This is a genomic window from Saccharothrix sp. ST-888, from assembly GCF_000955975.1.
Lineage (GTDB): Bacteria > Actinomycetota > Actinomycetes > Streptomycetales > Streptomycetaceae > Kitasatospora.
The window spans coordinates 1-25,956 of record NZ_JYJF01000062.1 but is presented as its reverse complement, the minus strand read 5'-3'; the positions used below and the strand labels follow the sequence as shown (position 1 = coordinate 25,956).

The window sequence follows — 25,956 nt, the reverse complement described above, 5'->3', positions numbered from 1 at the left end:
TCGGACCGGGGGATGTCCCGCGCGCTGTGACGTGATGATGTGCGTGGACGATCCATTGGCTCACGCGCGGCGCCGGGGCGCGCGCCCGATCAGGCCGAAGGGAGGATCCCGTCACGCCTCACTTGTCGCTCGTCACCGGACAGCAGGTCGGTGCCTGTGCCGGTGTGCACCTCTCCGGGCGCGCTGTCGCCGTCGCGGGCGAGGCTGGGGCCGAGCGCGGCGGCTTGCGCGTACACCGCGCCGAGCCGTTCGTCGCGCTGCCGGATCGACAGTTTCCCGCAGTCTGTGAACAGTCCACAGCAGTCGCCAGAAACCGAGCGGCACGACCGGCCCGAACCGCCCGATCCCACGCGATCAGGTGACCCGGAAGCCGTCGTGCCGGCTCGGAATGTCCTCTCAGGTCAGGACAGGATGCTCCAACTCTGGCCGTTAGCAGCAGGGTTGGCCGGGTTGGTCAGTGCGGTGGAGCCGGTGGTGGTGCCGGCGATGTCCAGAGTCAGGCCGTTGCCGACGTTGGTGATGGTGAGTGCGCCGGCGCTGTTCTGGGTGACCTTCCACTTCTGCCAGGGGTTGTCGGGCGTGGCGTTGATCAGGTAGGCGCTGCCGGTCCCGTTGCCGCCCGCCAGCACGGTGTGCACCTGGGTTCCGGTGTTGCAGTTGTCGCTGATCTGCACGGTGCCGTCGGCGTTGGGCGTGAACAGCCACTGCTCGGAGGTGTGGTCGCTCCAGTAGGTGTTGATGTCGGCGTTGGCGCCTGCGCTGGCGCTGCAGGTGCCCTGGACTTCGAGCGCCAGACCGCCGGTGCCGCCGGCTGCGACGGCGTGGTACCTGCCGTCGCCGACGATGCTCGCGTGGGTGCTGCCGGTGCCGCCGGTGCCGCTGCTGATCCGGTAGAGCGCGACGCCGTGCGCGGGGATCCAGTTGCCGCCGATGGTGCCGGTGGTGGTGCCGGTCGCGCCGCTCCAGATCTCCTTGTAGCCGTAGCTGGAGCCGGTCAGGCCGAGCGCGCCGAGCGTGGTGCTGGGCATGGCCCAGTTGCCGGGGTCCTGGTTGACCAGCGCGACGGCGATGTCGCCGCCCGCCAGCCGGCGCTTCAGGATCACCGGCGCGGTCGGGGAGTTGGGGGCGCTGCCGACCAGGGTGGCGGGCTTGGCCAGGGGGTCCTGGTCGATGGCGATCAGGTCGGCGTTCTTGTAGATCGCCAGGCTGGAGGAGTTGATGCCGGTGGAGAAGGTGGTGCCGTTGACCGTGGTCTGCGAGTCGGTGGCGGTGCGGAAGTCGGCGCCGGAGATCAGCGGGGCGGCCATCATGGACAGGACCGACAGCTCGGTGCGCGACTCGTCGTCGGTGAACGACTTGGCGCAGGTGCAGTTGGTGGTGCCCCCGTAGACGCCCCAGGGGTAGTTCCACCCCGTGAACGTCATGTCCATGTCGTTCCAGCTGCCCGGGCGGACGTTGCCCGGGTACTGGAGCGCGGTTCCCAGCTGCTGCCCGTAGAGCACGCCGTTCAGGTCGCTGCCGCGGTCGCCGCCGATCCGGCAGAGGTTGGCGACCTGGCCGCACCAGACGCCGGTGGGGGCGTAGCCGGGGGACTGGTACTGCGGGGTGCCGGCGGCCCGGATGACCGGGTCGGTGCGGGCCGGGTCGTTGGCGTCGAGCAGGTAGGGGACGCCGGTGTGCACGGGCTGGGCGGAGACGCTGAGGGTGACCTTCGGCCTGCCCTGGGCGGCGGAGGCGGCGTCGAGGGCCTTCTGGAAGGTCTGCACGCGGGCGTACATGGACCGGGTGAGTTCCCTGCCCTCGCCCTGGGTGTAGTAGTTGTGCCCGTCGGGTCCGACGATCTGCGGACCGTAGGGGCAGTCGTCGTACTTGACGTAGTCCACGCCCCAGGAGACGAAGTCGGTGGCGTCCGCGGTCTCGTGGCCCAGGCTTCCCGGGTGCCCCTGGCAGGTGGTATAGGTGTCCGTGCTGTAGATGCCGAACTTCATGTTCTTGCTGTGGGCGTACCAGGTCAGGTACTGGATGCCGTTGACGGTCCGTCCGTTGACGCTCTGCGGGGGGAAGTCGGAGTTCGGCACCAGGTGTCCCGAGGTCGGGTCGTTGCCGGTCCCGTCGGTGCCCTGGACCGGGTACCCGTTGTCGTCGTACAGCTGCATCGCGCCGTAGGAGTTCTTGACCAGGTCGGTGGACTGGTCACTGCGGTGCGAGAGGGACCAGCCGTCGTCGATGGTGACGGTGTTGTAGCCGGCCTGGACCAGGCCGTTGGCGGCCATGAAGTCGATGGTCTGCTTGACCTGCTGCTCGGTCACCCCGGTGCCGAGCGAATTCCAGGAGTTCCACCCCATCGGCGGGGTCAGGGCGACCCCGTTGTCGAGGGCGGCGGCCGGGGAGGCGGCGCCGACGGTCAGGGCGCCGAGGCTGGCGGCGGCCATGGCCAGGGTGGCCACGGCGCAGGCGAGGCGCTTCGGTGAAACGCGCATGTGGGGGCTCCAGAGTGGAGGTTGGGGGATGGCCGGGCACGCCGAAGGGCACGCCCGGTGGGGGTGATGGTGTGCCGGCCCTCGCGCACCGGGGCGAAGGCGTCGCGAACGGGCTTGCGGGTGGAGGGTGTTGACTCCAGGGCGGCCTGCGGGCGGTGCGCCGCCGATGGTTGGGCTGCTGAATCCGCCGACTCGGGCTGGTGCACCGGCGGACGGAGGGTGGAGCGCCGCCGGGCCCGGCGGTAGTGCCATACGATATTGCACCGCACGGGGTGCGACAAGACTCAACGCAATCGATCACAACTTACGGGTGATTCTGTTTGTTTATGGGTGTTCTGGTCTGTGGCGGGCTGGTGGCTGAGGAGGCCGCAGCGAGCATGTCGCACACGTGGCAGCTACGGGGGCTGGACTGGTCAGGGCCGCCGCAGTGCCCAGGGCAGGACGAACCACAGGCCCGCGAACACCAGCGTGGTGGCCGTGGTGATGGCGATGGCTGCGGTGCGGCCGAGTACGACGTCCATGAGGAGCAGCACGGCGCCGTTGAGGGCCAGGGCGAGGAAGACGAGTCCGGTCTGGGTGAGCCGGGTGGACAGGGCCACGATCCGGCGCTTGGCGCCGCGGTGGAACAGGCCGCGGTGCAGGGCCACGGGGGTGGCGAGGACGGCCGAGGAGATGATCGTGAGCAGCAGGGTCGCGACGTAGATGTCCTGCTGGGTGTCGTCGAGCTGGGTGAAGCGGGGTGTGAAGGCCACGCCGAGGAGGAAGGCGAAGACGATCTGCACGCCGGTCTGCAGGACTCGCAGCTCCTGGAGGAGCTCGACCAGGTTCCGGTCGGCTCGCTCGTCGGGTGTTTCGTGGCGCTCCGGCTGTGGGGTGCGTTCGGGCTGTACGGCCATGGATCTCACTGTCACCCGGCGGCCGACGGTACGCGAGCCGCGTCGGCGGACTCCCGCGCTGCGCGGAGCGGCGGTGCTCAGGTCGGCGGCTGTGCCGGTGGGGCGGTGGGGTGGGGCTGGACGCGGGCGATGAGGAGGGCGACGTCGTCGTGGTCGCCCGGTTGACGGAGGGAGCCGAGGAGGCGGTCGCAGGTGTCGTCCAGGGAACCCCGGGGGCCTTAGAGGAGGTGCAGGAGCGTGTCGAGGCGGGGCGCCGATGGGCTGGTCGCGGGTTTCGACGAGACCGTCGGTGTAGAGGACGAGCAGGTCACCGATGCCGAGGTCGACGTCTCTGGCCTGGAACGGGACGCCGCCGACGCCGAGCGGTGCCCCGGTCGGCAGGTCGATCAGACGGGGGCTGCCGAGACGGGGTACGAGGACCGGAGGAAGGTGGCCGACGGTGGCCAGGCGGCAGCGGGTGCGGGTCGTGGACCGCGTAGATGCAGGTGGCCATGGCTTCGTCCAGACCGGTGGTGATGTGGTCGAGGTGCTGCATCACCTGGGCCGGGTCGAGGTCGAGTTCGGCCAGGGTGCGGGTGGCGGTGCGCAGTTGGCCCATGGTGGCGGCGGCATTGATGCCGCTGCCCATGACGTCACCAGATCCCCGGCGCCACGGCAGCGGCCCACACGGCCGGGACCAGCATGCTGACGACCGCTACCACGCATGCCCGCATGAACCCCACGCAGGCACCAGTCACCCACGACGCCACCTGCCGCATGAGCCTTCCTTCTGTCTCACAACTCCGACCGTGGCGACCGCGGTTACCGCGATGCGCCGGTCCGGCCGGTACGGCTTGGTGCTCTCACTGTGCACCGTGCGGAGCCCGATACCCCCATGATCGGCTCCGGAGCGGGTCTGGCCCCACCACCCCGTACGTCCAAGCCCATGCCGCACCACCCATGCGCTCCCTGACGTCGACACCACGCCGGACAACGCGAGGAAGAGAGAGACATGGAAACCACCAGTCACACCACGGCCGAAGTCGCCCACCTCCACCATCCGCTCACCCGACGGGCTTTCGGCAAGGTGGAGGTCCTCATCGCGGCCTGCGGAGCGCTCAGCGCCGTAGTTCTCGGCACGGTCGTCGTCCTCGCGAGCACCGGACACGAGGTGACGTCGTTCATGTGGGGCCGGGCATCCGGAGTGCTCGCGAGCGCTGTGGTGACGTACTGGCTGACCGTCCTCGCCGCACGGGGAGCACGACGGGCCTAGCTACGCGTGCGCATCATCTCGATCATCATGCCGATCGCGATCGTCGCCATCGACATGATCCCCGGTGTCCTCCCGCCGTGGTTCGTCGCGATGCAGGCCACCTGCGCTCTCGCCATCGCCGCAGCCGCTTTCATCATCAACGGATCCGGACTGCGCGCGGCCTTCCCCAAGTCACGCTGACCCCTTGGTTCCTGTGGGGTGGCTTGGCCGGCCGGCCGGTGCGTACTCGCTCCTGGCGGAGCTCCTCGCCGCTACCAACACGGCCACCCGTGCCCCTTGTTCGGGGCGCGGGCGACCGTTCGTTCGCTCGGATCAGCTCGGATCAGCTCGGGAGGGGCGAGGAGGTCACGGCTGCTGCCGTGCGGCGGCCGGCCAGTCGGCCGGAGAGGCGGTAGCCACCGGCCATGAGGACGACCACGGCGACCGTCTCGGCCGTGCCCCAGACCCAGGTGTCCGTGCCGACCTGCTTCGCTGCGAGCTTCGGCAGCTTCTTCGCCGGGACGGCGGTGGCGGACTGCTCGGCCACCTGCGCCTGGTAGGCCTGGTTGCGGGCGGAGCCGTGCAGGAAGGGAGCCACGAACAGAAGCGTCATGCCGAGCAGGACCTCGACGGCCACCACGAGCGGGAACCTGCGGAGCAGCACGGTGACCAGCGGGCGCTGATCGCCTTCGTCGCGCGCCGCGTCGATCCGGGGGTGCAGCCAGAACTGGTTGAACATGCCGAGCAGCAGCAGGCCGCCGAAGATGAGGATCTTCACGCCGAGCACGCGCCCGTACATGGTGGTGACCAGCTGGGACAGTCCGTCCACGTGCTCCCAGTACAGGAACAGGCCGGACAGGGTGATGGCCGCGACGCAGCTCGTGGCGCTGACGGAGAAGCGCCGGATGGCCATCGACCAGAAAGCGCGCCGTTCGACCGCGGGTATCGCGCCGGGGGCGGCGAGCAGCAGCAGACCTGCCAGGCCGCCGAGCCAGATGCCGCCGCCCAGCAGGTGCAGCATCCAGATCAGGGTCTCGAAGCTGGTGCGGCCCCAGTCGGCGGGCGTCTTGGTGGGGAACTTGGTGGTACCGAGCGCGACGGAGCTCGCCACCAGGCCGGCGCCCAGCAGCCAGCTGCGGGCTCGGCCGGCCGCGACCGAGCGGACCGCGAGCGGAGCCACCAGAGCGGCGGCGACCAGGGAGAGCGTGACCTCGAGCCCGGACAGCCGGCCGGCGTTGCTGCCGTCGTAGAGGGAGTCCCACGCCGCCGAGTAGTCGTAACCGCCGCCGTGCGAAGCACCGTGGGCCAGGTCGGTGAGCACGGCCGGGACGGCGAGGACGCCGACGACGGCGGCGGCCCGGGCGAGCCGGGCGGTGACTGCGGCAAGCGCGCTCGGTGCCGTGCGAGCGGCGGCCGGGCCTGCGGACAGCACCGCGAGGGCGATCAGGCCGACCAGGCCCATCAGGGTGACCCAGGTGGTCCAGGCCACGGCACTGTCGACGAAGGGACCGAGGGGGGTCGAGGGTGCGGCCGCCGCCAACGACGTCAGGGCAGGGGGCATCAAAGGCGAGGGCACGGTGGCCTTCCTCACTCATGGGGGAGACAAGGAAACTTAGGTTAGCCATGCCTAATTGACGGCGCAACCGTGCGGGGGAGTGCGCTCGGCGCCTGCCGTGGCGGTCGTGGGCGGACTCGGCCGCGGCGTCGGAGGTGTGCCCAGTGCAGAAGGTGCTCGTTCGTGCCCGTCCGCGTTGGCAGCGTGGGCCAGCACGGCGAGGGGTGGTCGCTGACCGAGGCTTCCCCGGGGCATGGACGGTACGTCGAATCCACCCAGGGGGGGCGGTCAGTTGAGCGGCAGCCACTCCGGGCGGCCGGAGCCGCGGGGGACGAGGATGTGCCGGTAGGAGCCGGGGGTGTCCGACATCCTGACCTGGTCGGTGATGCCCTGGTAGTGGCCGAGGGGGGTCTCGGCGGTGAAGAGCTCGGGGTCGGGGTCAGGGTAGGCGTGCAGTTCGCCGGTGCCGGCGGTCTCGGTGGCGTAGAGACCTTCGCCGCCGTGCTGGCCGCTGATCGGCCGGGCCCTGTACGCCGACACGCTGACCCTCCCGCAGGCCCTGGCCGCCGTTGGCCCCGCGCCCGGTAGCGAGAGGCCGGGCTCGCCCCCGGTGCGGCAGCGTCAGGTGCCGGCCCGGGGTGCGCCGGCCGGTGTCCATGGGCCTGGACGCGATGCGGACTCGGCGGGGGAGCGCCCGGCAGGCGGACCGCAAGCCGCCGTGCCGGCGCGTCCTGCATCGCGTCACAACAGGCTGTGGAGCAGCCCGGTGGAGGGCAGCGCCGGATGCAGGTAGACGTGCTCGCGGCGCTGGTCGACGGCTGCGAGCAGCGTGCGCAGGGTGGCCCTCGCCTCCTCCGGGCGCCCGGCGTGGTGCTGGGCCTGGGCGAGCAGGCCCAGGTGGAGCGGGTGGCGCAGGCGGGCCCGGGAGCCGCGCAGTTCGGCGAAGGAGGCGTGCATCAGGGCGAGGCCGTCGTCCTTCTGTCCGGAGTGCGTCAGACCCCACCCTTCGAGCAGGCCGAGCATCGCCTTCCAGTAGCGCAGTCCGTGTTCGCCGGCCAGCCGGACGCCCTCGGCGCCGGAGGAGCGCGCGGTGCTGACGTCACCCTCCCAGGCCGCCACGACCGCGTCCACGTAGAGGGCGAACGACCGGTCGGAGGGCCTGCTTTCGTACTCGGTCAGGCGTAGCAGCTCGCGGCGCCGCGTCCTGGCGGTCCGCTCGTCGCCGAGCAGCCAGTGGGTGAAGGTGTCGTAGGAGCGGCAGGAGACGCGCGGATCGTGCTGGAAGGTGCGGGCCAGCGAGTGGCCCTCGCGGGCGAAGCGGTCCGCCAGCTCGACGCCGCGCTCCAACTCGGCGAGCGCCTGCGGCAGTAGACCGCGCACGTGCAGCACGATCCCCTCGCCGTAGGTCGCGCCGAGCACCGCCACCGGCTCGCCGTTGTGGTCCGCGATGTCCCGCAGCAGGCCGGAGAACTGCCGGGAGGCGTCGTAGCGGCCGGTGACCAGGTACGCCGCGCACAGCGCCCAGAGCACCGAGGGGTCCTCGGGAGTGTGGGTGGCCGCGCTGAGCGCCCGGCCGTGCGCGAGTGCCGTCTCGGCCTCCAGATGACCGTAGCCGTGGGTGGTTGCCAGCACCTGGCCCAGCTGGATGTGCAGTTGCTGTTCCAGGCGCGCGGTGGCCGGGGCGTCGGGCGGCAGGAAGCCGACCAGGTGCACCGCGCGGCGCAGCCAGGTCTCCACCTGCTCGTACGCCAGCTGCTGTTCGGCGTGTTCGGCGGCGTGCAGCAGCCGGGGGAGTGCCTCCTCGGCGGGCAGCGCCCGCTCGGCGTGCCAGGTGTGGTGGGCCACCCGCTCGATCTCCTGGTCCCCCACCTGTCCGCGCCTGCGCGCGCAGAGCGCTTCGGCGACCCTGGCGTGCAGCCGGTGCCGCTCCGTGTACGCGAGCTCGCCGATGAGCGTCTCCTGCACCAGGGCGTGGGCGAAGTGGAGCCGTCCGGGGTGGTGCGGGTCCTCGCCGAGCAGCCCGGCGTGGATCGCCGACTCCAGTGCCGCGGTGACCGGTTCGTCCTCGGTGGCGGTCCGGTGCAGCAGGTCGGTGTCGACCTCGGTGCCGATGACGGCGCACAGCCGCAGCACCCGCAGGACCGGCTCGGGCAGGGTGGCGAACCGCTGGTTCAGCGCCTCGCGCACACCGGTGGGGACGCGGGCCAGGAGCATCTCCACCGCGTCCGGGCGGTGCAGGCTGCGAGCGTCTTCGAGGAGGGACAGCAGCTGCATGACGAAGTAGGGGTTGCCTTCGCTGCGCCGGTGCAGGACCTCGACGACCTTCGGGTCCACGCCAGCACCGGCCTGTGCCCGGACCAGCGCTGCGACCGCCTGCCGGGAGAGTCCGCCGAGTCGCAGGTGCTCGGTCCGGGGCCCGCGCAGGATCTCGGAGAGCATCCGGCGCAGCGTGGCGTCGGACTCGACCTCGAACTCGCGGGCGGTCAGCACGATGCCGAACGGCTGGCCCTGGCGGCGGGTGCTCAGCAGCCTGAGCAGGTCCAGCGAGGGGGTGTCGGCCCAGTGCAGGTCTTCCAGGAACAGCACGAACGGCCGCTGCGCGGCCAGCGTGAGCAGGGTTTCGCAGACCGCGTCGTGGGTGAGGAACCGGGCCTGGGCCCAGTCGGATTCGGAGCCGGGGCCACTGCCGGGCCCGGCCGCCCGCTCGGGCATCAGCGGGGCGAGCAGCGCGCCGAAGGGTTCCGTCGCGCTGCGGAAGGCCTCCGGGCGAGTGGCGGACAGCCGCCGCAGGACCTGGGTCCACAGCCAGTACGGCGGGACGCCCTCGCCGGGGAAGCAGTGGCTCCAGACCACCTCCGGGCCGGAGTTGTCCGGGCCCGGGCCGGCGGCCTCCAGCCGTGGGGCGAGTTCGAGGAGCAGGCGGGTCTTGCCGACGCCGGCCGGGCCGAGGACGCCGGCCAGGTGTCCGTGGCCGACGAGCGCGCCGGTGGCCGCGGCCGTCAGACGGTTGAGCTCCTGGTCGCGGCCGGCGAACGGGGCGGCGGCGGCCGGTCGGGCCGCCTCCAAGGTCGCCTCCAGGGCCGCCTCCCGGGGCGCGTCGGTGCGGGCGGGCGCCTCGGCGGGCTCGTCGGCCGCCGGCTCCTGACGCAGGATCGCGGTCCTGATCCGGCGGAGTTCGACGGCGGTGTCCACGCCGAACTCCTCGATCAGGTGGCTGCGCGTGCGTTCGTACGCATCCAGCGCTTCGGCCTGCCGCCCGAGCCGGGACAGAGCGGTCATCAGGTGGCCGACGAGGCGTTCCCGGGTGGGATGGCTGCGTGCCTCCCGGTCCAGTTCCGCCGCCACCTCCTCGGCTGCGCCGAGCGCCAACCGGGCCTCCGCACGGGCTTCCACGGCGGCGAGCCGGACCTGTTTCAGCCGTGCGGTCTCGTCGCCGAGCGGCGGGTGGGCGTCGAACTCCGCATAGGGCGAGCCGTGCCACCGGCCCAGGGCCTCGGTGAGCAGGTCGCGCGCGGCGAGCGGATCGCCTCGCTCCAGCAGCCGCCGCCCGTCGCCGACCAGGCGCTCGAAGCGGCAGGCGTCGACCTGGTCCGGATCGAGTTCCAGCACGTAGCCGGGTGCCCGGTGGCGCAGTACCGAGGAGCCGTCCGGCCCGGTGGCCGGCGCCAGGGCGCGGCGCAGATGGGAGATGTGGCTCTGGAGCGTTGCGACGGCCTGCCGGGGCGGGTCGCCGCCCCACAGTTCCGCGACGAGGGTTTCCGTGGGCACCACGCGGCCGATGCGTATCAGCAGCAGGGCGAGCAGCGCCCGCCGCCGTGGCGGCCCGAGCGGGAGCTCGCGTCCGTCGTGGCGGGCCGACATCGGTCCCAGGACGCTCAGCAGGGGTTCGGTCGGGTCGTTCGCCGTCCGGGTTGCGGACATGTCGATCCCAATCTCGCACACGCACACCTGTACTGACGGTCGGCCGGCGCTGTGCGGTCCGCGCCGTCCGAACCGTGATGGTGGCACAGCAACCGGCATAATCCAAGATCACCTTTCGGCCACCGGCAGGCCGACGGCAGGCCATCGGCAAGGAGTCCGCAGGGAGTTCGGCAAGGGCGGCGGACCCGAGCGGTCCTGATGGTCCGGGGACGGACGGATACGTCTTCGAAGATCGGCTGAGTCCCGGCGTCGGATCGACTGCGCGGCTAGGGTGATGCTCAGGTTCGTACACGAGCACGGATGCCGGTCGGCAGCGCGTGCGAGGAGGGGGGATGAGGGCCTTGGCAACCATACGTCCGGTGGTCTCGCGGGTCCTGGGGGTGAGGGAACTGGACCCGGCGGTGTGGCGGCGGCTGACGGCGAGCGGCTCGGACTTCTACGCGAGCCTGCCGTGGCTGGCCGCGCAGGAGGACTTCAGCGGGCAGTCCCAGCAACTGCTCGTCGCCACGCTGGGCGACGAGGTGTCGGCCGTGCTCCCGTACGCGGTTCCGGAGCGGGAGTTCAACCAGTTCTACGAACCCCGGGCGCTGTGGGGCGAGTCGGCCCCGGAGGCGAACAGCCTGCTGCACCTCGGCGTCGGCCGGGGCTACTACAACCCCGTCCTGCTGACGGCCGCCCGGGGCGCGGAGCGCGCCGCCCTGACGGCCGCCCTGGCCGGTGAGGTCGCCCGGCTGACGGCGGAGACGGGCCGGCCGGCCGTGGCGCAGTACGTCCGCGCCCAGCAGGCGGACGAGGTCGCCGCGCTGCTCGGCGGTGGCCGAACGACAGTACTGCCGGTCGCGTTGAACGCGGCGATCCGCCTGACCGGCGCCGACTTCGATGACTACCTGCGCGGTTTCGCGGGCCCCCGCAAGCCGCGGCGCGTGAAGATCAGGCACGAGCGGCGCAGCTTCGACGCGGCCGGCTACCAGCTCGGTTGCGAGGAACTCCGCGACTGCCGGGACGAGTTGGCGCCGCTGCTGGTGCAGCTGCAGCACAAGCACGGGCAGAGCGCCACGACGGAGTCCACCGAGCGGGTGATCCGCACCCAGGCGGAGCATCTGGACGGCACCGTGTTCACCTGCCGGCTGGAGGGCGAGCTGGTCGCCTTCGCACTGGTCTACCGCTGGCACGACGCCCTGTACGTGCGGATGGCCGGGTTCGACTACGAGCGGCTGGTGGATGCGTTCGAGTACTTCAACCTCACCGCCTACCTGCCGATCGACCACGCCTACCGGCACGGGGTGCGCGAGGTGCATCTCGGCATGGAGAGCTACCGGGCCAAGCTGTTGCGCGGTGCCGAACTGGAACCGCTGCTGACCGTGCTCGGGCCGGGCGCCGTCGCCGACCCCGACGGGCTGCGCGCCGGGGCCTGGGAGCGGGTCGCCGGCTGGGCAGACGAAGTACCCGATCCGGTGCGGCTGTTCCGCACCCAAGGAGGCTGAACCATGTCCGAACGGCCGAAGTTGCTGGTGCTGGGGGCAGGCAACCAGCGTGAGCGGGCCTTCCACCGCTGGGCCGCCGACGGGCTGGAGGTCACGCTGGTGGACGGGTTCTCCTACGCGCGCTACGACCACCTGGTGGAGCGGTCGTTCCCCGGGGACGTCCGTGACGGCGCGGCGCCCGACCTGGCGGCGCTGGCCGCGCTGGCCGCCGGGCACCAGGGGGTGACCACGCTCTCCGACGAGTGCCAGATCACCACCGCCCTGCTCGCCGAGCGGCTGGGGCTGCCCTCCGCCGGGGTGGGTGCCGCGCGGCTGGCCCGCGACAAGCGGCGCCAGCGCGAGGTGGCGGCCGCGCACGGCCTGCCGACCGTGGCGCACCACGCGGGCGAGGATCCGCACGCGGTGGCCGAGTTCGTCGCCGGGCGGCCGGGCCCGTGTGTGGTCAAGCCCGTGGGTGCGGGCGGATCCGCCTCGGTGACCCTGGTGACGGGCGCCGACGAGGCGCTGGCGGCGTGCGAGGCGATGCGGGAGCGCGGCCACCGGAGCTTCCTGGCCGAGGAGTTCCTCACCGGGCCGGAGATCAGCTACGAGGCCGTGGTGCGCGGCGGGCGGGTGGTCCTGGCCTCGGTCACCGAGAAGGAGGTGGTCGGGGACGGCTGCTTCCTGGAGCGCCGGCACCTGGTCACCGCGCCGGGGCAGGCCGCGCCGGGGTCGGTGGACGAGCGGGCGGCGCGCGACGGCGTCCCCGCGCTGGCGGATGGTCTGGTCCGGGCCTTCGGGGTGGCGGACGCGATCGTCCACCTGGAGGTCAAGCTCACCGACCGGGGCCCGGTGCCGGTGGAGATGGCGGTGCGGCCGGCCGGGGACTGCATCCCCGAGCTCGTCGAGCGGACCCACGGCCGCGACCTCTACCGCCACTCGGCGGCGCTGGCCATGGGCCGGGAGGCGCCGGCGGACGAGCGGACCGGGGACGGTGCGACGGTGGCCGGGGTGCGGTTCTCGCTGGGGACCGGCCGGGTCACCGGGTACGCGCGGCCCGCCGATGTCCTCCAGGGGCTGGCGACGGTCCGCGCCGCCGTACAGATCGGCCAGGTGGGGCGGACCTACGGCGAGCCCGTGGGCAACTGGGACCGGGCCGGCTACGTGCTCGGCTGGGGCGCGGACCGTGCCGTCCTGGAGCGGGAGTTGGCGATCGGCTGCGATCGTCAGCTCTCCCTCGCGGGCCTCAAGGGCAGGTGACGAAGGGGGCGGGCCACCTGGGCCCGCCCCCTTCTGTTCCCACCGGTCGTACCGGCCCGGCTAGGCCGGCCGGCGCAGCACCATGCAGGTGCTGACGTGCACCAGCTCGACCTCCGTGCGGGCACCGCCGAGCGCCTCGGTCAGCACCCGGACCGCCTCGTGCGCCTCGGGCCGGTCCGCCGACCAGGGGCCGCCGCTGGCCACCCACCAGGTCGCGTACGCGGGGGCGGGCAGGGTGCGGCGGCGCTCGACGACGAAGACGTCGTCCACGGCCAGGCCGGCGGCGTCCGCCAGGTCGACCACGTCCGCCGCCGTCAGGCGGCGCCGGTTGAAGGAGGAGCCGTCGCCGTTCGGCAGGACGCCACGGGTGGCCTCCTCGATCCGGTGGTCGAACGCGTCGGCCGCGGCCGTCCGCCCGGCCGCGGCGGCGCAGAGCAGGCCGCCGGGGGCGAGCAGGCGGCGGATCCGCGCGAAGCCCTCGGTGTAGTGCGGATGCAGCCAGTGCAGGGCGGCGTTGCTGAACACGGCGTCGTAGCCGCCGTCCTCGGCCGCGCTGACGTTCCGGCCGTCGGTGGTGTGGTCGTCCTCCAGGAACGACCCGAGCCGGAACTCGACCCGGTCCGGCGCCAGTCCCCGGTTCCGCGCCAGCCGCAGCATGTCGTCCGACACGTCCAGTGCGGTGATCCGGGCCTTCGGCAGGACGTGCGCCAGCTCCTCGGTCAGCGCGCCGGTACCGCAGCCCACCTCGTAGGCGCGCCGCACCGAGTCCGGGTCGGGGTGGAGCCGTGCGACCAGGGCGGCGTTGCGCTGCTGGAGCCGTCCGGTGGCCTCGTCGTACTCCTCCGGGGTGTGCCAGCGGTGGTCGGTGACGGTCTCGGTCCGAACGTTCTCGCTCACGTGCGGTCCACCGGCTTCAGACCGATGATCTGGCGGGCCTCTTCGGGCGTGGCCGGCTCGCGGCCCAGCTCCCGGCCGATCCGCACGGCGCGCTCCACCAGGCGGGCGTTGGTGGCGTCGGTCCGGTCGCGCCAGTCGTAGTACGGGTTGTCCTCCAGGCCCACCCGGACGTGGCCGCCCAGCGTGGTGGCGAGGGTGTTGGCCCGGGACTGGAAGCGTCCGATTCCGGCCAGCGCCCAGGTGGTTCCGTTCGGCAGGCCGGCCAGCACCGCGGCCACGTTGGCCGCGTTCAGGTCGGCGGTGCCGCGGGAGCCGAGCAGGATGTTGGCGTAGAACGGGCCCTGCAGCACGCCCTTCTCGGCGAGCGAGCGGGCGTAGTTGGCCATGCCGACGTCGAACACCTCCAGCTCGGGGACGATGTCCCGCTCCTGCATCGCCCGGGCCAGGCCCTCGATGGTCTGCGGCGAGTTGACGGAGGGTCCGGTGGGGAAGTTCATCGAGCCGAGGGTGAGCGAGGCCATCTCGGGCTTGGAGACGCCGGTGACGGTCAGTGAGGCGGACCGTTTCTCCAGCTCCGACCAGTCCCGGCCGCTCGTGGTGACCACCAGCACCATGTCCGGGGTCTCGGCGGCCACCGCCTCGCAGATCTCCTGGTACCGCTCCGGACGCCAGGTGGGCTCCTCGTCCTCCCCTCGGGCGTGCAGGTGCACCATGGATGCCCCCGCGTCGCGGCACCGGCGGACGTCGGCGGCGATCTCCTCGGGGGTGACGGGCACGGACGGCACCTTGGCGCGCCGCGGGATCATGCCGGTCGGGCAGAGGTTGACGATGAGTTTGTCGGCCAGGCTCACAGCAGACACCTGCTTTCTGACGTGCGGGTCTTCGGACGGAGCCCGAGGCGGGCTGGTGGTGCGCACCGGGTGGTCGGTGGTACGGCGCGGCCGGGCGTCACAGGGCGGTCCACCGGTCGGCCGCCCCGTCGAGGCCGTCCGTGCCGGTGGTCACCGCCCAGCGGTAACGCCGTTCGCCGCCCTGTTCGGTGAGGAGACGGCCGGGACCTCCGCCCGCCGACAGGACGACGGTGTCGCCCCGTTCGCAGGCGTGGCTCGGCGGCGGGCCGTCCCAGGTGTAGGCGCCGATGTCGGGTGGGTGCGCCCACAGTTCGGGGGCGCTGTCGGTGAAGCTGCGCAGCGGCGGCGTGGGGTCGGCGAACAGCTGCTCGCGCCAGGACCAGTCGCGCCACAGCCAGTACGCGCAGAACCGCTGCGGTGTGTCGCGGCTGCGCAGAACCCGGTAGTCCAGCAGTCCGGGCGGCGCCTCGGCGGCGCAGAACCGGTCGGCCAGCAGGCGGTTGAGCCCGGCCAGCCGGTCGGCGGCCGCCTGGTCGCGGGCCGTCTGGAACCCCAGGACCGCGACGGTCGCGCTCAACGGCTCTGGTGGGCGGCGTCGGTGAGCGGCCCGAGGCTCCCGAGGTGCCCGAGGATCTCGTCCTTGGTCCTGAGGTAGTCGACGTTGCTCGCGCTGACGAAGCCGCCGTGCGGCACCCGCTCCACCGTGAACCCCGCCTCTTCCAACGCGGCTATCTTCAACGGGTTGTTGGTGGCCAGACGGAGTCGGGAGACGCCGAGCGCGCGCAGCGCCTCGGCCGCGGCGGTGTAGTCGCGGCTGTCGACCGGAAGCCCGAGGACCACGTTCGCCTGGACGGTGTCGAGGCCCTGTTCCTGGAGGGCGTACGCGCGAATCTTGTTGGCCAGTCCGATACCCCGGCCCTCGTGGCCGAGCAGATAGAGCAGGATTCCGTGGCTACTGGTCAACACGGCGTCGAGCGCGGCCGACAACTGCGGTCCGCAGTCGCAGCGGAGTGATCCGAGAATGTCGCCGGTCGCGCACGCGCTATGTAGACGTACCAACGGATCAACGGTTTCGGCATCTTCGGTGCGGTGCACGGCTGCCATGACCAGTTCCGGTCCTGACTCGCCCTCACCGAACACGTACAGCCCCATGTCACCACCTGCGACGGGCAGGGTGCAATGGGCCTGGAGCGTGATCTGCGGCACGGGTCCCCCCTCTGTGCAAATTCTGTGCAAAAAAATCAAGGTCGACCTGGTCTGTTCGCTCACGTCCACTTGCGGTCGTTCGGACCCGACCGGAGCCTTCGTCCACAAGCTACAGAACGGCGACGGACAAAAGAACGGGCACCGGGAGCATGACCTGAATGCGCCGACGGTGAATAGGTAACTATCCGAACAGATCCGGCAAAATGCAGGCGGATTCGGGACGTTCGGACCATGCCGGAGGAGTAGCTTCGGCCATTCCTCGCGGGGTTCGGGCGGAGAAGTTTGGCCGTCGTGCGGCGGGCGTCCCCGGAGTCGTGGCAAGGTCGTGCCCAGCGAAATCCCTTACGAGGAGGCTGTGGTGACCGAGGTACTCCTGCTGCGCAGCGGCAATCCGCGCCGGCTGACCGAGCCCGCGTGGCGCGGCACCGTCGACCTGTGTGCCGAGGCGGGCGTGCCGATCCTCAGCACTCCGCCCAGCCCGTCCGGCGGCCCCGAGGACGCCCTGCCGCCCGGCCAGTTCACCCTGGTGCCGGAGGAGGCGAGTGCCGAGGAGGTCGCCGCGCTGCTCGCGGAGCACGACCCCGCCCGCATCGTGCACTGCGCCGACCCGGACGCGCTGGTCCGCCGGGACGCCGCCGCCGCCCGCAGCTACCGGCAGGCGCGCGGGCGCGTCGAGGAGGCGGAGCGGGCCGCCGCCGCGTTCGACACCCTGCTGCACAAGGGCCTCACCCGGGACCTCTGTGCGGGCCTGGGCATCGGCACCGCCGAGGGCGTCTGGGGCCCGGCGTCCGACCGGGCGCTGCGGCACCGCGCGGCCGAACTGCTAACGGAGCACGGCCGGGTGGTCGTCAAGGACCCGGAGGGCTGGGCGGGCCGCGGCCAGCACACCGCCGTCCGTCCGGACGAGCTGACCGCCGCCCTGGACGCCGCGGGCGACCTCCCGGTCGTGGTCGAGGCGTTCGTCCGCGGCGAGGAGGTCAGCGTGGAGGTGCTGCTGCACAACGGCCAGGGCCTGGTGCTGGGTTGGGCGGTCAAGGGTGGCACGGACGAGGGTGGACACCCGCTGCACCGGCTGCGCCTGACGCCGGCCGGGCCGGTGCCCGCCGTACTGGCCGACCACGCGCTGCGGCTGTGCCTGGCGGCCGGTCACGAGGGCATCGGCGAACTGGACTTCGTGGTCGGCGAGGACGGGCGGGCCCGGGTGCTGGAGTGCAATCCCCGGGTGAGCGCCACCTCGCGGGCGATCGCCGCGGCCAACGGCCAGTCCTCCACTGAGCTGGCGGTTCGCGCCGCACTCGGCGGGCTCGCGGCCCTGCCCGACCTGGCCCGCCTGGAGAGCGCGGACCGGGTGCTGCCGGCCGACCTGTCCCCGGAGACCTTCGCCGCGCTCGCCGCCGCTCCCGGGATCGCCTGGGTGCACCCGGTCACCGACGGCTTCCAGCCGCGCGCCCTGCTGGGCGGCCTGGCCGGTGAGGGCCGGGTGGACGAGGCCGTGCAGCAGATCGCCAAGCTCGCCGGTGTCGATCTGGCGGAGCCGCTGGAGGAGCGGCGGGCCACCGCCCGGCGGATCGCCGCCGTGCTCGACGCTCCCCAGGAGACCCTTGCGACCTCAAAGGGCCTCGCATACGCTCCTGGTGATCATGGGTCGGCAGGGCGGATCGGCATGGGGGCACTGTGAGCGACCACTCGACCTCTCGAACGCCGCTGGTGAAGGACGGCCCGCTGTGCGCGTGATTCTGAGAGACCGTCAGCAGTGGGGCCACCGGGCGCTGGCCTCCACCGGATCCTCGCTCGCCACCGTCGCCGCGCTCACCGTCCTGGAGGAGGGCGGCAACGCCTTCGACGCGGCAATCACCGCCTCGGCGCTGCTGACGGTGTGCATGCCGATGGCCTCGGGTCCCGGGGGCGACGCCGCCGCTGTCCTGCACGTGCACGGCGAGGCCGAGCCGCTGGCCTTGACCAGTCTGGGCCGGGCGCCCGGCGCAGCCGACCCGGCCGCGTTCCGCGACCGCGGACTCGGCACCGTGCCGCAGACCGGGATCCTCTCGACCACCACGCCGGCCCTGATGGACGCTTGGTACGCGCTCCACGAGCGTTTCGGCAGCAGGCCGTTGGCGGAGCTGCTGCGTCCCGCGGTGCGCACCGCCGCGGACGGCGCCCCGGTCACCAGCCAGTTCCAGCGCTGGACGCGGGAGAACCTCCAGGTACTGGAGCAGCCCGGGTTCCGGGAGGTCTACGCGGCCGCGGCCCGGCCCGAGGCGGTCGGGACGCGCCTGCGCCAGAGCGGCCTGGAGCGGCTCTACACGATGGCCGGACAGCTCGACGCCAGCGGCCTGCGCCAGGAACTGGCCGACCGGGTGGGCCGGTTGAGCACCGAACTGGACGGGCTGCTCGCCCCCGAGGACCTGCTCGCCTCCCACGCCCGGCTCGGCCCGGCGACCACGCTGGAGCTCGCCGGGCACCGGATCGCGGTACCGCCCGCGCCCACCCAGGGCCCGCTGATGCTGCAGAACCTCGCGCTCTACGCCTCGTTCGCCCCCGAGGAGGGCAGCGGATCCGCGGCGGGCATGCACGTACTCTCCGAGATCTTCAACCAGACCTTCAACTGGCGGCTGGAGCACCTGCGCGACCCGGAGGCCGTGGACACGCCGATGCCCGACCCGCTCGACCCGGGCGTGCTCGCCGAGTTGGGCCGCGGCGTCGACGTGGACCGGCGCAGCGCGTGCCGCTACGCCGGCCACTACTCGCACGGCGACACCACCCATTTCGTCGTCGCCGACCGCTTCGGCAACGCCGTCACCTGGGTGCAGAGCCTGGGCCTCGGGTTCGGCGCGGGCGTCGGCGTCCCCGAGCTGGGGCTGCTGCTGTGCAACCGCCTCGGCCGCAGCAGCACGCTCTCGCCGAACCACGCCAACCGGGTGCGCCCCGGTGCCCGCCCGGTCAACACGATCTTCCCGTGGACGATCACCGACCAGCAGGGTGGCCACCGGCTCGGCGGGACACCGGGCGGGGACGGGCAGTGCCAGTGGAACACCCAGGTCACCGCCGCCCTGCTGGTCGACGGTGCCACACCGTTGCGTGCCCTGACCCTGCCGCGCTGGACCTACTTCCCCGGCAGCGACAAGACCGAGGCCGACCGGCCCGAGCAGCTCCAGGTCGACGAGACGCTGGACCAGGCGGTGTTCGAGGGCCTGGCGCACCGGGGGCACGAGCTGGTCCGCAAGGCGAGCGTCGGCGGCGTCAGCCGGCTGCTGGAGACGGGCTCCGGCGGTCTGTACGGCCTGGACGACGGACGGCAGGAGGGCCTGACGGCCGCCTGCTGACCCGGTCCTGACACGGCATCAACGAAAGCGCGGGATCGCTGTCGGCTCAGGCACGGCACCGCCAGAGGGGGGAAACGCCGGATGGCGGACGAATCGTCTTCCGATCCTTCAGTTCGACACACCGAGGTACCGGAGCAGTCCGACGCACCCGCGGCCGCGCCGGGGCTGCCCCAGCCGGATCCGGCCGAGCCGGCTCCGGAGCCCGGCCCGACCGGCACGGTCGGATATCCGGCCCTGCTCGTCTCCTTCGCGATCTCCAGTTTCGGCAGCGGCATGGTGCTGCCGCTCACCGCGGTCTACATCGCGTCGCAGCTGGGGCTGGGGGCCGGGGTCGCCGGACGGTACTTCGTACTGATCGCCGTCACCAGCTTCCTCGGCACGCTGGTGGGCGGCAGGCTGGCGGACCGGCGGCGGCCGGGAGCCGTGGCCGCGGTCGGGCTGGTCCTGCTGGGCGCGGGGTACGCGCTGCTGGCACTGGCCGGATCCGCGCTCTCGGTGATGCTCTGCGCGGTGGTCGTGGGGGCGGGGAACTCCCTGCTCTTCCCGGCGCTGGCACCGGCGCTGGGCGCCGTGGTGCCCGAGGCGCAGCGGCGGCGCGCGTTCTCGCAGCGCTACACGGCGATGAACGTCGGCATCGGCCTGGGCGCCGCGGCCGGCAGCGCGATCGTCGGCCGGCTGCACGGCGACACCGGGTACCACCTGCTCTACCTGGCGGACGCCGCCACCTTCCTCCCGCTCGCCGTCACCCTGCTGCGGGTGGGCCCGGTGGGCCGGGACGCCGAGCCGGCCGAGCTGCGCGACGAGCCGCCGCAGGAGCGGAAGCGGCGCACCGGCGCCGGCTACCTCACCCTGCTGCGCTCCAGGCCGATCCTGCTGCTGGCCCTGGTCCAGTGCTTCAGTCTGCTGTTCGGGTACGCGCAGTTCGAGACTGCGGCTCCGCTGCTGATCCACCGTGCGCTGGCCGGGGACGTGTGGCTGCTGGGGACGGTGGTGGCGGTCAACACCGCGGTCGTCGTGCTGCTCCAGGCCCCGCTGCGCCGCTGGTTCAGCCGCCGTACGGAGAGTTCGGCGCTGATCGTCGGTGCGCTGTTCTGGGCCGGCGCCTACGGGTGCGGTGCGCTGGCCGCCGGTCTGCGGTCACCGGTCGGCCCCTCGGCGATGATGGCGTTCGCGGTGCTGTTCGCCGTCGGAGAGAGCGCGTATGCCTGCTCCTTCTACCCGTTGATGATGCGGCTCGCCCCGGACGGGCTGCTCGGCCGGGTGAGCGCCCTGACCTCGCTCGGGTCCAACGTGGGCTCGACCGTGGGGCCCGCGCTCGGGGTGGCGGTGGCCGCCTCGCTGGACGTGCGGGTCGGCTGGGCGCTGCTGGCGGTCGGCGCGTTCGTGCTCGTCGGGACCTGTGTGCTGCTGCACCGCACCGTGGGATCCACCACTGCTGTCGCAAAGGAAGAGCATGTCTGACGAACTGCTGTTGATCGGTGCCGGTTTCCTGGGCGTCCCCTACATCGAGGCCGCCCGCCGGCTCGGTGTCCGGGTCAGGCTGATCGAGACCGCCCAGCACGCGAAGCTGCTGGGCGACCGGGTGGACGAGGTGGTGGTGACACCCGGCGGACCTGACGAGGTGTGGGCGCAGGCCGCGTGCGCCGCGGCCGAGGACCGGCGCCCGGACGGTGTGCTGGGTTTCTCCGAACCCCAGGTGCTGGCCGCCGCCCTGGTGCAGGAGCGGTTCGGACTTCCGGGACCGTCCATGTACGCGGCCTCCCTCTCGCGCAACAAGGCGCTGCAACGGGCCGCCTTCGGTGCCCTCGGCCTGCCGCAGCCGCTCCATGTGGTCACCGACGACCTCGCCTCGGCCGAGGAGTGGGCGTCCGCCCAGCTGCCCGTGGTGGTCAAGCCGCTCACCGGGGCGGGCAGCGCGGGGGTGGAGCTGGTGGCGGACCGGGCCGCCTTCGCGGACGCCGTCCGGCGCCGGGCGGGCAGCGGCCGGCTGCTGGTCGAATCCCTCGCCACCGGCCCCGAGTACAGCTGGGAGGGGCTGCTGCGGGACGGCGAGGTGCTGTTCGGCAACCTCACCGCGAAGGAGACCACCGGCGCGCCGCAGTTCGTGGAACGCGCGCACCGCCCGGCACAGCAGCTGACCGGCCCAGCGGGAGAGGCCGTGGACCGGCTGATCCCCCGGGTGGTGAGCGCCCTGGGCATGCGGACCGGCATCGTGCACCTGGAGTTCAGGCTGACCGAGAGCGGTCCCTGCATCATGGAGGTCGCGGTCCGCACGCCCGGCGACTACATCCTGGACGTCATCTCGGCGGCGCACGGCTTCGACCTCTACGAGGCGGTGCTCAGGCTCGCCATGGGGCGCCCCCTGCAGGACGTTCCCACCGCCGGAGCGGGCCGCCGGGCCGCCAGCTGGTTCCCGATCGCCGAGGCCGGCACCGTGCTCGCGGTCGAGGGCTTGGCCGAGGTCCAGGCGCACCCCGCGGTCCGGCGGGCCTCGGTCTGGCTGAAGCCCGGGGACGTGGTCAGGCCGCTGTCCTCCTCCGCCGACCGGGTCGGCTGCGTCCTGCTCGACGGCGAGGGCGAGCGGGAGTTGGAAGAGGCGTTCCGGTTCGTCCGGGACCGCCTGCACATCGTCACTCAGCAGAAGTGAGTCAGCCATGGTCGACGGGAGCGCGATGACAGGGCAACAACCGGCCGGACGCGAGCAGGGCCGGCTGCTCGCGCAGCCGGACCAGGACCGGATGACGCAGGAGAGCGAGGTGCTGCTCGCCCAGCTGAGGCGCAGGCGCCGCAGCGACTGGCTGGAGGGCACCGTCCTGGTCGACAGCTCGGTGCGCCGCAACGGCCGGTACGCGGACGGCCGGCTCGCGGAGACCACGCTGGTGGTCGACGCGGGCATGGCCGTGCGCCTGCTCACCCCCGACGGGTTCCGCTACCGGGCGGCCTCCGCGCCGGCCGACTCGCTGGTGGACGAGCTGCTCGGCGGCAAGTCCCCGGCGAGCGGCCGCCGCTGGGACGGTGCGGCCGGGCAGCGGGCCTCGTGGGACGCCGCCGGCGCGGCCCGGGAGGCGGACACCGCGGAGCTGATGGCGCTGCTCGACGGGATCGACGCCGCGGCGCGGGCCCAGGACCCCCGGATCGTCCAGGTGCTGATCTTCTTCGACGTGGTCCGGCGCGGTGTGCGGATCGGCTCGCTGGACCAGGGCGTGGTGGAGGACCGCCGGGACCTCGTCTACCTCACCGTCAGGACCGTGGCGAAGACCGGTGACCGGATCGCGGCCGGCTTCTACACACCCGGGATCGCCGGCGCGCCGGGTCTGCTGGACGCGGCCGCCATCGGCCGGGAGTCGGCCGTCCGCGCGGTCCACTCGCTGGAGGGCCGCCCGGCTCCGGTCGGCGAGTTCCCGGTGGTGGTAGCCGGCGGGCGCGGCATCGTGCTGCTCCACGAGGCGTGCTGCCACCCCCTGGAGGGGGACGAGGTGTTGAAGGGATCGATCTACAGCGGGCGGGTCGGGGAGCGGATCGCCGCACCCGGCGTCACCATCGTCGACGACGCCGCGCTGCCCGACGCGGTCGGCTCCCACCGGTACGACGACGAGCGGGTGCCGGCTTCGGCCACCACCCTCGTCGAGGACGGCGTGCTCCGCTCGTTCCTCACCGACCGGGAGAGCGCCCTGCGGCTGGGCACCTCGCTCACCAGTAACGGCCGGTGCCACTCCTACCAGCAGCCGCCGATCCCCCGGATGACCAACACCTGCCTGGGCGCCGGCGCGCTGACGCCCGAGGAGATCATCGCCGACACTCCGCGCGGCATCTACGCCGAGCACGTGGCGGGCGGCGAAGTGGTCGAGGCCACCGGGGAGTTCGTCTTCCGGGTCACCAACGGCTACTACATCGAGAACGGCCGGCTGACCGACCCGATCGCGGAGACCACCATCGCCGGCAACGGCGCCAAGGTGCTCACCGACATCGACGCCATCGGCAACGACGTCCAGCTCGGCGCCGCCAAGTGCGGGAAGTTCGGCCAACTGATCCCGGTGGGAGTCAGCGGACCGACGCTCAGGGTCGCTTCGATGCTGGTGGGAGGAACGAGCTGATGTCCGAGGACACCTATCTGACGCAGGTACTGGAGTGCGCCGAGCACCGGGGTGCGGTCGCCGAGGCCAGCCTGTCGATCGCGCACAGCAGCGAACTCGTCGCGGTCAACGGCCGGGTGGACCGGTCCGGTGGCGGCCACAGTGCCACGGTCGCGCTGTGGACCTGGCGGGACGGCCACGAGGGATACCTGGTGTGCACCCCGGACACCCCGCCGAGCCTCGCCGTCGACCAGGCGCTGGAACTGGGCGAACGCCTCGCCCCCCGGGGGCCGTTGCCCGCCACGCCGGTGACCGCAGGCAACCTCGCCGCTGCTCCGGGCCTGGACCCGACCCCGGCCGAGGAGATGGCCGAGGCACTGCGGAAGCTGTCCGCCGAGCCGCACGAGCGCAGCGGCCTGCGGGCCGAGCTGCGGGTGCAGACACAGCACCGCGAGGTCCACCTGCGGCACAGCCGGGGCTTCGCCGGTTCCTACCAGGACAGCACCGCGGCGCTCCAGGTCCGGGTCGGAGTCCAGGGCAGCGGCGTCGGCTTCGGAGTGGACGAGCGCTTCGGCCGGTCCGTGCCCCGCCTGCTGGACGGACCGGCCGCCGAGGCGATGCGGGAGGCCGAGGAGGAGGCGCTGGCCCACTCCGGCGCCGGCCTGCTGGACGGCGCGCCGGCCACCGTCGTGCTGCACGGCCGGGTGGCGGCGGCGCTGCTGGGCCTGCTGGCCCCGACGCTGATGCTGGACTCCGTGCGCCAGCAGCGCTCCCGCTGGGCCGGGCGCACCGGTGAGCGGGTGGCCGCGCGCGGGCTCTCGATCACCGAGGACGTCACACTCGACGACGCCCCGCTCTGGGCGCCGTTCGACGACGAGGGCACCTCGACCCGCACGGTGCGGCTGGTCGAGGACGGCGTCCTGGAAGGGTTCCTGAGCGACCGGCGCACGGCGATGGAGGTGGGCACCGCCAGCACAGGGTCCGGCTGGCGCGGGCCGCGCGGGGAGATGCCCTCGGTCCGCGCGGGGTGCCTCGTCCTCTCCGGCGGGGATGCGCTGGCCACCCAGGTCGACCGGGGCGAGGACACCGACGCGCTGTGGGTGACCCAGGCGCAGGGCATGCATATGGCGAACGAGGTGACCGGTGACTTCTCCTTCGGGGCCAGCGGCCTGCTGGTGGGGTCGGCCGCCCGGAGCCGCCCGGTCCGCGGGTTCACCGTGGCGGGCAACGTGCACCAGCTGATGGACCAGGTCGAGGCCACCGGCCGGCTGCTGCGGTTCAGCCGCGGCTGGGGCGGCTTCCTGGCCGCGCCCGACCTGCGGGTCCGGGGCCTGAGCCTCGGTGCCTGACCGCCTGACCGCCTGACGGCTTGACTTGACGGAGGCCGGGCCCTGGCGTTGGACCGCCGGGGCCCGGCCTCCGCGCGTCCCGTGGCGGTTGCCGCCCAGGCTGGTTCAGCTGTCCTTCAACGGGGGCGGAAGACCCCGATTCAGTTCCGGCGAGCGGGAGATGAGTCCGTGTCGCAGCGGAGGAGCGGGCCCCGGAACGAGGCCCGCCTCCGCTGCCGCCCGGTTCGACCGGGCGGTGGTGTCCGGGTCAGCGGGCGCTGCCGAGGTTCCGGTCCGACTCGGTGCCGTCGAGCATCAGGGTGGTCTCCTCGATGCGGCTGAAGCGTCCGTCGGGCGCGAACTCGCCGAAGAGGTAGACCTCCATGCGCACGGCGGAGCCGTCGGTCTTGGTGACGTTGACGGTGTGCCGGTCGGCGTACCGGTCGCCGACGCTGAGCTCGTCGTGGACCTCGATCGAACCGTCGGCCACGACCGTGCGCAGGTGGGCGATGTGGGTCAGGAACTCCTGGCGGTCGTCCCAGCGGCCGTCCGTGCGCTGGCGGTAGTCGGGGGCGAAGTGCCGGTCGGCGGCCTCGTGCAGGTCCAGCCCCGGGGTGAAGAGGAGGTCGTTGAGAGCGGTGGCGACGTCGGTGCGGGCCATGGCGGGTCCCTTTCGTCAGGACGTCTTCGACAGAACGTCCGGAAAATGCGTGCGCTGCGCACGTATTACGAACGGTACCGCAATCGCGTGCGCAATGCACGCTAATCTGGAGCCATGCAGAACGACGTGGGACAAGAGATCGCCGACGCACTGGGGTTCCTGCTCAAGCGCAGCACGCGCGCGCATCTCTACCAGGGCCTGACCGACGGACTCGGCGAGGCGGTGGACGACCTGACCTACCCGGTGCTGAGCGGCCTGGCCAGGACCGGGCCGTGCAGTGCGGCCGAGTTGGCGCCCGAGGTCGGGCTGGACCGGTCCGGTGTGACTCGGCGGGCGTCCCGGCTGGAAGCGGCCGGGCTGGTCCGGCGGGAACCCGACCCGGCCGACCGGCGAGCGGCCCTGCTGATCCTCACGGCCGACGGCGAGCGGGTGGTGGAGGCGAGCCGACGGCGTCTGGCCGCGCACATCGAAGCGTCCCTGAGCTCCTGGCCGCCCGCCGAGGCACGGGCCTTCGCCGACCAGCTGCGCCGGTTCGTCACCGACGGGCCCTTCACCCCGCAGCGCGACCCCGGGACGCCGCCGGGCCACTGAGAGTGCCCGAGCCCGGGATCAGCCCCCTGCTCTCCCGCCCGGGACCGGGCCGCGGTGCGACACCACGACGTCACCCATGCCGTCTCCGGCCAGCCGTCTCGTGTGTGGGCGGCCTGTTCGGGGGTTACTGGGGGTGGTTGTTCGGGGGTGGGGGGAGGAGTTGTTCGGCCCAGATGATTTTGCCGTCGGGGGTGTAGCGGGTGCCCCAGTGTTCGGCGAG

Annotated in this window: 21 protein-coding genes and 1 pseudogene; 11 read left to right on the top strand and 11 right to left on the bottom strand. The window is 72.8% G+C overall.

The genetic code is table 11. From position 1 onward, the window contains the following. Nucleotides 1-401: 401 nt before the first annotated feature. The 3 genes and pseudogenes from UK12_RS19940 to UK12_RS41465 all read right to left on the bottom strand — a co-directional run. A complete protein-coding gene (locus tag UK12_RS19940) occupies nucleotides 402-2,480 on the bottom strand; it encodes an alpha-galactosidase (RefSeq protein ID WP_045304405.1) in 2,079 nt (692 codons plus the stop codon). Between the two features lie 413 nt (nucleotides 2,481-2,893). Next, complete coding sequence (locus UK12_RS19935) at nucleotides 2,894-3,376, bottom strand: DUF6328 family protein (RefSeq protein WP_045304404.1); 483 nt, start codon at nucleotides 3,374-3,376, stop codon at nucleotides 2,894-2,896. Nucleotides 3,377-3,697: 321 nt separating this feature from the next. Beyond that, nucleotides 3,698-3,974, bottom strand: a pseudogene (locus UK12_RS41465) (SpoIIE family protein phosphatase); the annotation flags it as partial. A 393-nt stretch (nucleotides 3,975-4,367) separates the two neighbouring features. Between UK12_RS41465 and UK12_RS41460 the strand changes: the two are divergent. Beyond that, the gene (locus tag UK12_RS41460; protein ID WP_197085010.1) at nucleotides 4,368-4,628 is read left to right on the top strand and encodes a hypothetical protein; all 261 of its coding nucleotides are present in this window, start codon (nucleotides 4,368-4,370) and stop codon (nucleotides 4,626-4,628) included. Between the two features lie 27 nt (nucleotides 4,629-4,655). Continuing rightward, nucleotides 4,656-4,808, top strand: coding sequence for a hypothetical protein (locus UK12_RS41455; RefSeq protein ID WP_197085009.1), 153 nt, complete (start codon nucleotides 4,656-4,658; stop codon nucleotides 4,806-4,808). A 142-nt stretch (nucleotides 4,809-4,950) separates the two neighbouring features. Here UK12_RS41455 and UK12_RS19920 read toward each other — a convergent pair whose 3' ends face one another. The 3 genes from UK12_RS19920 to UK12_RS19910 all read right to left on the bottom strand — a co-directional run bounded on the left by UK12_RS19920 (nucleotide 4,951) and on the right by UK12_RS19910 (nucleotide 10,083). Further along, nucleotides 4,951-6,168 (bottom strand): CopD family protein, encoded by a 1,218-nt coding sequence (locus UK12_RS19920; RefSeq protein WP_045304402.1) that lies wholly within the window; start codon nucleotides 6,166-6,168, stop codon nucleotides 4,951-4,953. 282 nt (nucleotides 6,169-6,450) lie between these two features. After that, complete coding sequence (locus UK12_RS19915) at nucleotides 6,451-6,702, bottom strand: hypothetical protein (protein ID WP_045304401.1); 252 nt, start codon at nucleotides 6,700-6,702, stop codon at nucleotides 6,451-6,453. A gap of 201 nt (nucleotides 6,703-6,903) precedes the next feature. Beyond that, nucleotides 6,904-10,083: an AfsR/SARP family transcriptional regulator gene (locus tag UK12_RS19910; protein ID WP_045304400.1), complete on the bottom strand. Its 3,180-nt coding sequence runs from the start codon at nucleotides 10,081-10,083 to the stop codon at nucleotides 6,904-6,906. A 341-nt stretch (nucleotides 10,084-10,424) separates the two neighbouring features. Between UK12_RS19910 and UK12_RS19905 the strand changes: the two genes are divergently transcribed. Beyond that, complete coding sequence (locus UK12_RS19905) at nucleotides 10,425-11,567, top strand: GNAT family N-acetyltransferase (protein ID WP_197085008.1); 1,143 nt, start codon at nucleotides 10,425-10,427, stop codon at nucleotides 11,565-11,567. Nucleotides 11,568-11,570: 3 nt separating this feature from the next. Beyond that, nucleotides 11,571-12,806: an ATP-grasp domain-containing protein gene (locus UK12_RS36740; RefSeq protein WP_052682011.1), complete on the top strand. Its 1,236-nt coding sequence runs from the start codon at nucleotides 11,571-11,573 to the stop codon at nucleotides 12,804-12,806. Between the two features lie 60 nt (nucleotides 12,807-12,866). On the opposite strand, the gene UK12_RS36735 is transcribed toward UK12_RS36740, so the two are convergent. The 4 genes from UK12_RS36735 to ribA form a co-directional block, all read right to left on the bottom strand. Further along, nucleotides 12,867-13,703, bottom strand: coding sequence for a class I SAM-dependent methyltransferase (locus tag UK12_RS36735; RefSeq protein WP_052682010.1), 837 nt, complete (start codon nucleotides 13,701-13,703; stop codon nucleotides 12,867-12,869). Beyond that, nucleotides 13,700-14,554 carry a 3-keto-5-aminohexanoate cleavage protein gene (locus tag UK12_RS19890; protein ID WP_045304399.1) on the bottom strand — a complete coding sequence of 285 codons (855 nt, stop codon included), beginning with the start codon at nucleotides 14,552-14,554 and terminating at the stop codon, nucleotides 13,700-13,702. The genes UK12_RS36735 and UK12_RS19890 overlap by 4 nt, the downstream gene beginning before the upstream one ends. A gap of 97 nt (nucleotides 14,555-14,651) precedes the next feature. After that, nucleotides 14,652-15,131: a hypothetical protein gene (locus UK12_RS19885; protein ID WP_045304398.1), complete on the bottom strand. Its 480-nt coding sequence runs from the start codon at nucleotides 15,129-15,131 to the stop codon at nucleotides 14,652-14,654. Continuing rightward, on the bottom strand, nucleotides 15,128-15,760 hold the full coding sequence (gene ribA / locus UK12_RS19880) for a GTP cyclohydrolase II RibA (RefSeq protein ID WP_082119773.1): 633 nt from the start codon (nucleotides 15,758-15,760) through the stop codon (nucleotides 15,128-15,130). The genes UK12_RS19885 and ribA overlap by 4 nt, the downstream gene beginning before the upstream one ends. Nucleotides 15,761-16,118: 358 nt before the next feature. On the opposite strand from ribA, the gene UK12_RS19875 reads away from it, so the two are divergent. From UK12_RS19875 to UK12_RS19850, 6 genes are all read left to right on the top strand, one after another. Then, the gene (locus UK12_RS19875; RefSeq protein ID WP_045304397.1) at nucleotides 16,119-17,438 is read left to right on the top strand and encodes a hypothetical protein; all 1,320 of its coding nucleotides are present in this window, start codon (nucleotides 16,119-16,121) and stop codon (nucleotides 17,436-17,438) included. Nucleotides 17,439-17,484: 46 nt separating this feature from the next. Then, nucleotides 17,485-19,083, top strand: coding sequence for a gamma-glutamyltransferase family protein (locus UK12_RS19870; RefSeq protein WP_045304396.1), 1,599 nt, complete (start codon nucleotides 17,485-17,487; stop codon nucleotides 19,081-19,083). 81 nt (nucleotides 19,084-19,164) lie between these two features. Continuing rightward, nucleotides 19,165-20,544, top strand: coding sequence for an MFS transporter (locus UK12_RS19865; protein WP_045304395.1), 1,380 nt, complete (start codon nucleotides 19,165-19,167; stop codon nucleotides 20,542-20,544). Further along, a complete protein-coding gene (locus UK12_RS19860; RefSeq protein WP_045304394.1) occupies nucleotides 20,537-21,730 on the top strand; it encodes an ATP-grasp domain-containing protein in 1,194 nt (397 codons plus the stop codon). Before UK12_RS19865 ends, UK12_RS19860 begins: the two co-directional genes overlap by 8 nt. Before the next feature lie 25 nt (nucleotides 21,731-21,755). After that, entirely contained in the window at nucleotides 21,756-23,177 is a 1,422-nt protein-coding gene (locus UK12_RS19855) for a TldD/PmbA family protein (protein ID WP_197085007.1), read from the top strand. Further along, entirely contained in the window at nucleotides 23,177-24,505 is a 1,329-nt protein-coding gene (locus tag UK12_RS19850; protein ID WP_045304393.1) for a metallopeptidase TldD-related protein, read from the top strand. The genes UK12_RS19855 and UK12_RS19850 overlap by 1 nt, the downstream gene beginning before the upstream one ends. Nucleotides 24,506-24,752: 247 nt before the next feature. Here the strand turns inward: UK12_RS19850 and UK12_RS19845 are convergent, their stop codons facing one another. Further along, on the bottom strand, nucleotides 24,753-25,145 hold the full coding sequence (locus UK12_RS19845; RefSeq protein WP_045304392.1) for a nuclear transport factor 2 family protein: 393 nt from the start codon (nucleotides 25,143-25,145) through the stop codon (nucleotides 24,753-24,755). Nucleotides 25,146-25,259: 114 nt separating this feature from the next. Between UK12_RS19845 and UK12_RS19840 the strand changes: the two genes are divergently transcribed. After that, nucleotides 25,260-25,736: a MarR family winged helix-turn-helix transcriptional regulator gene (locus UK12_RS19840; RefSeq protein ID WP_045304391.1), complete on the top strand. Its 477-nt coding sequence runs from the start codon at nucleotides 25,260-25,262 to the stop codon at nucleotides 25,734-25,736. Nucleotides 25,737-25,956: the final 220 nt, after the last annotated feature.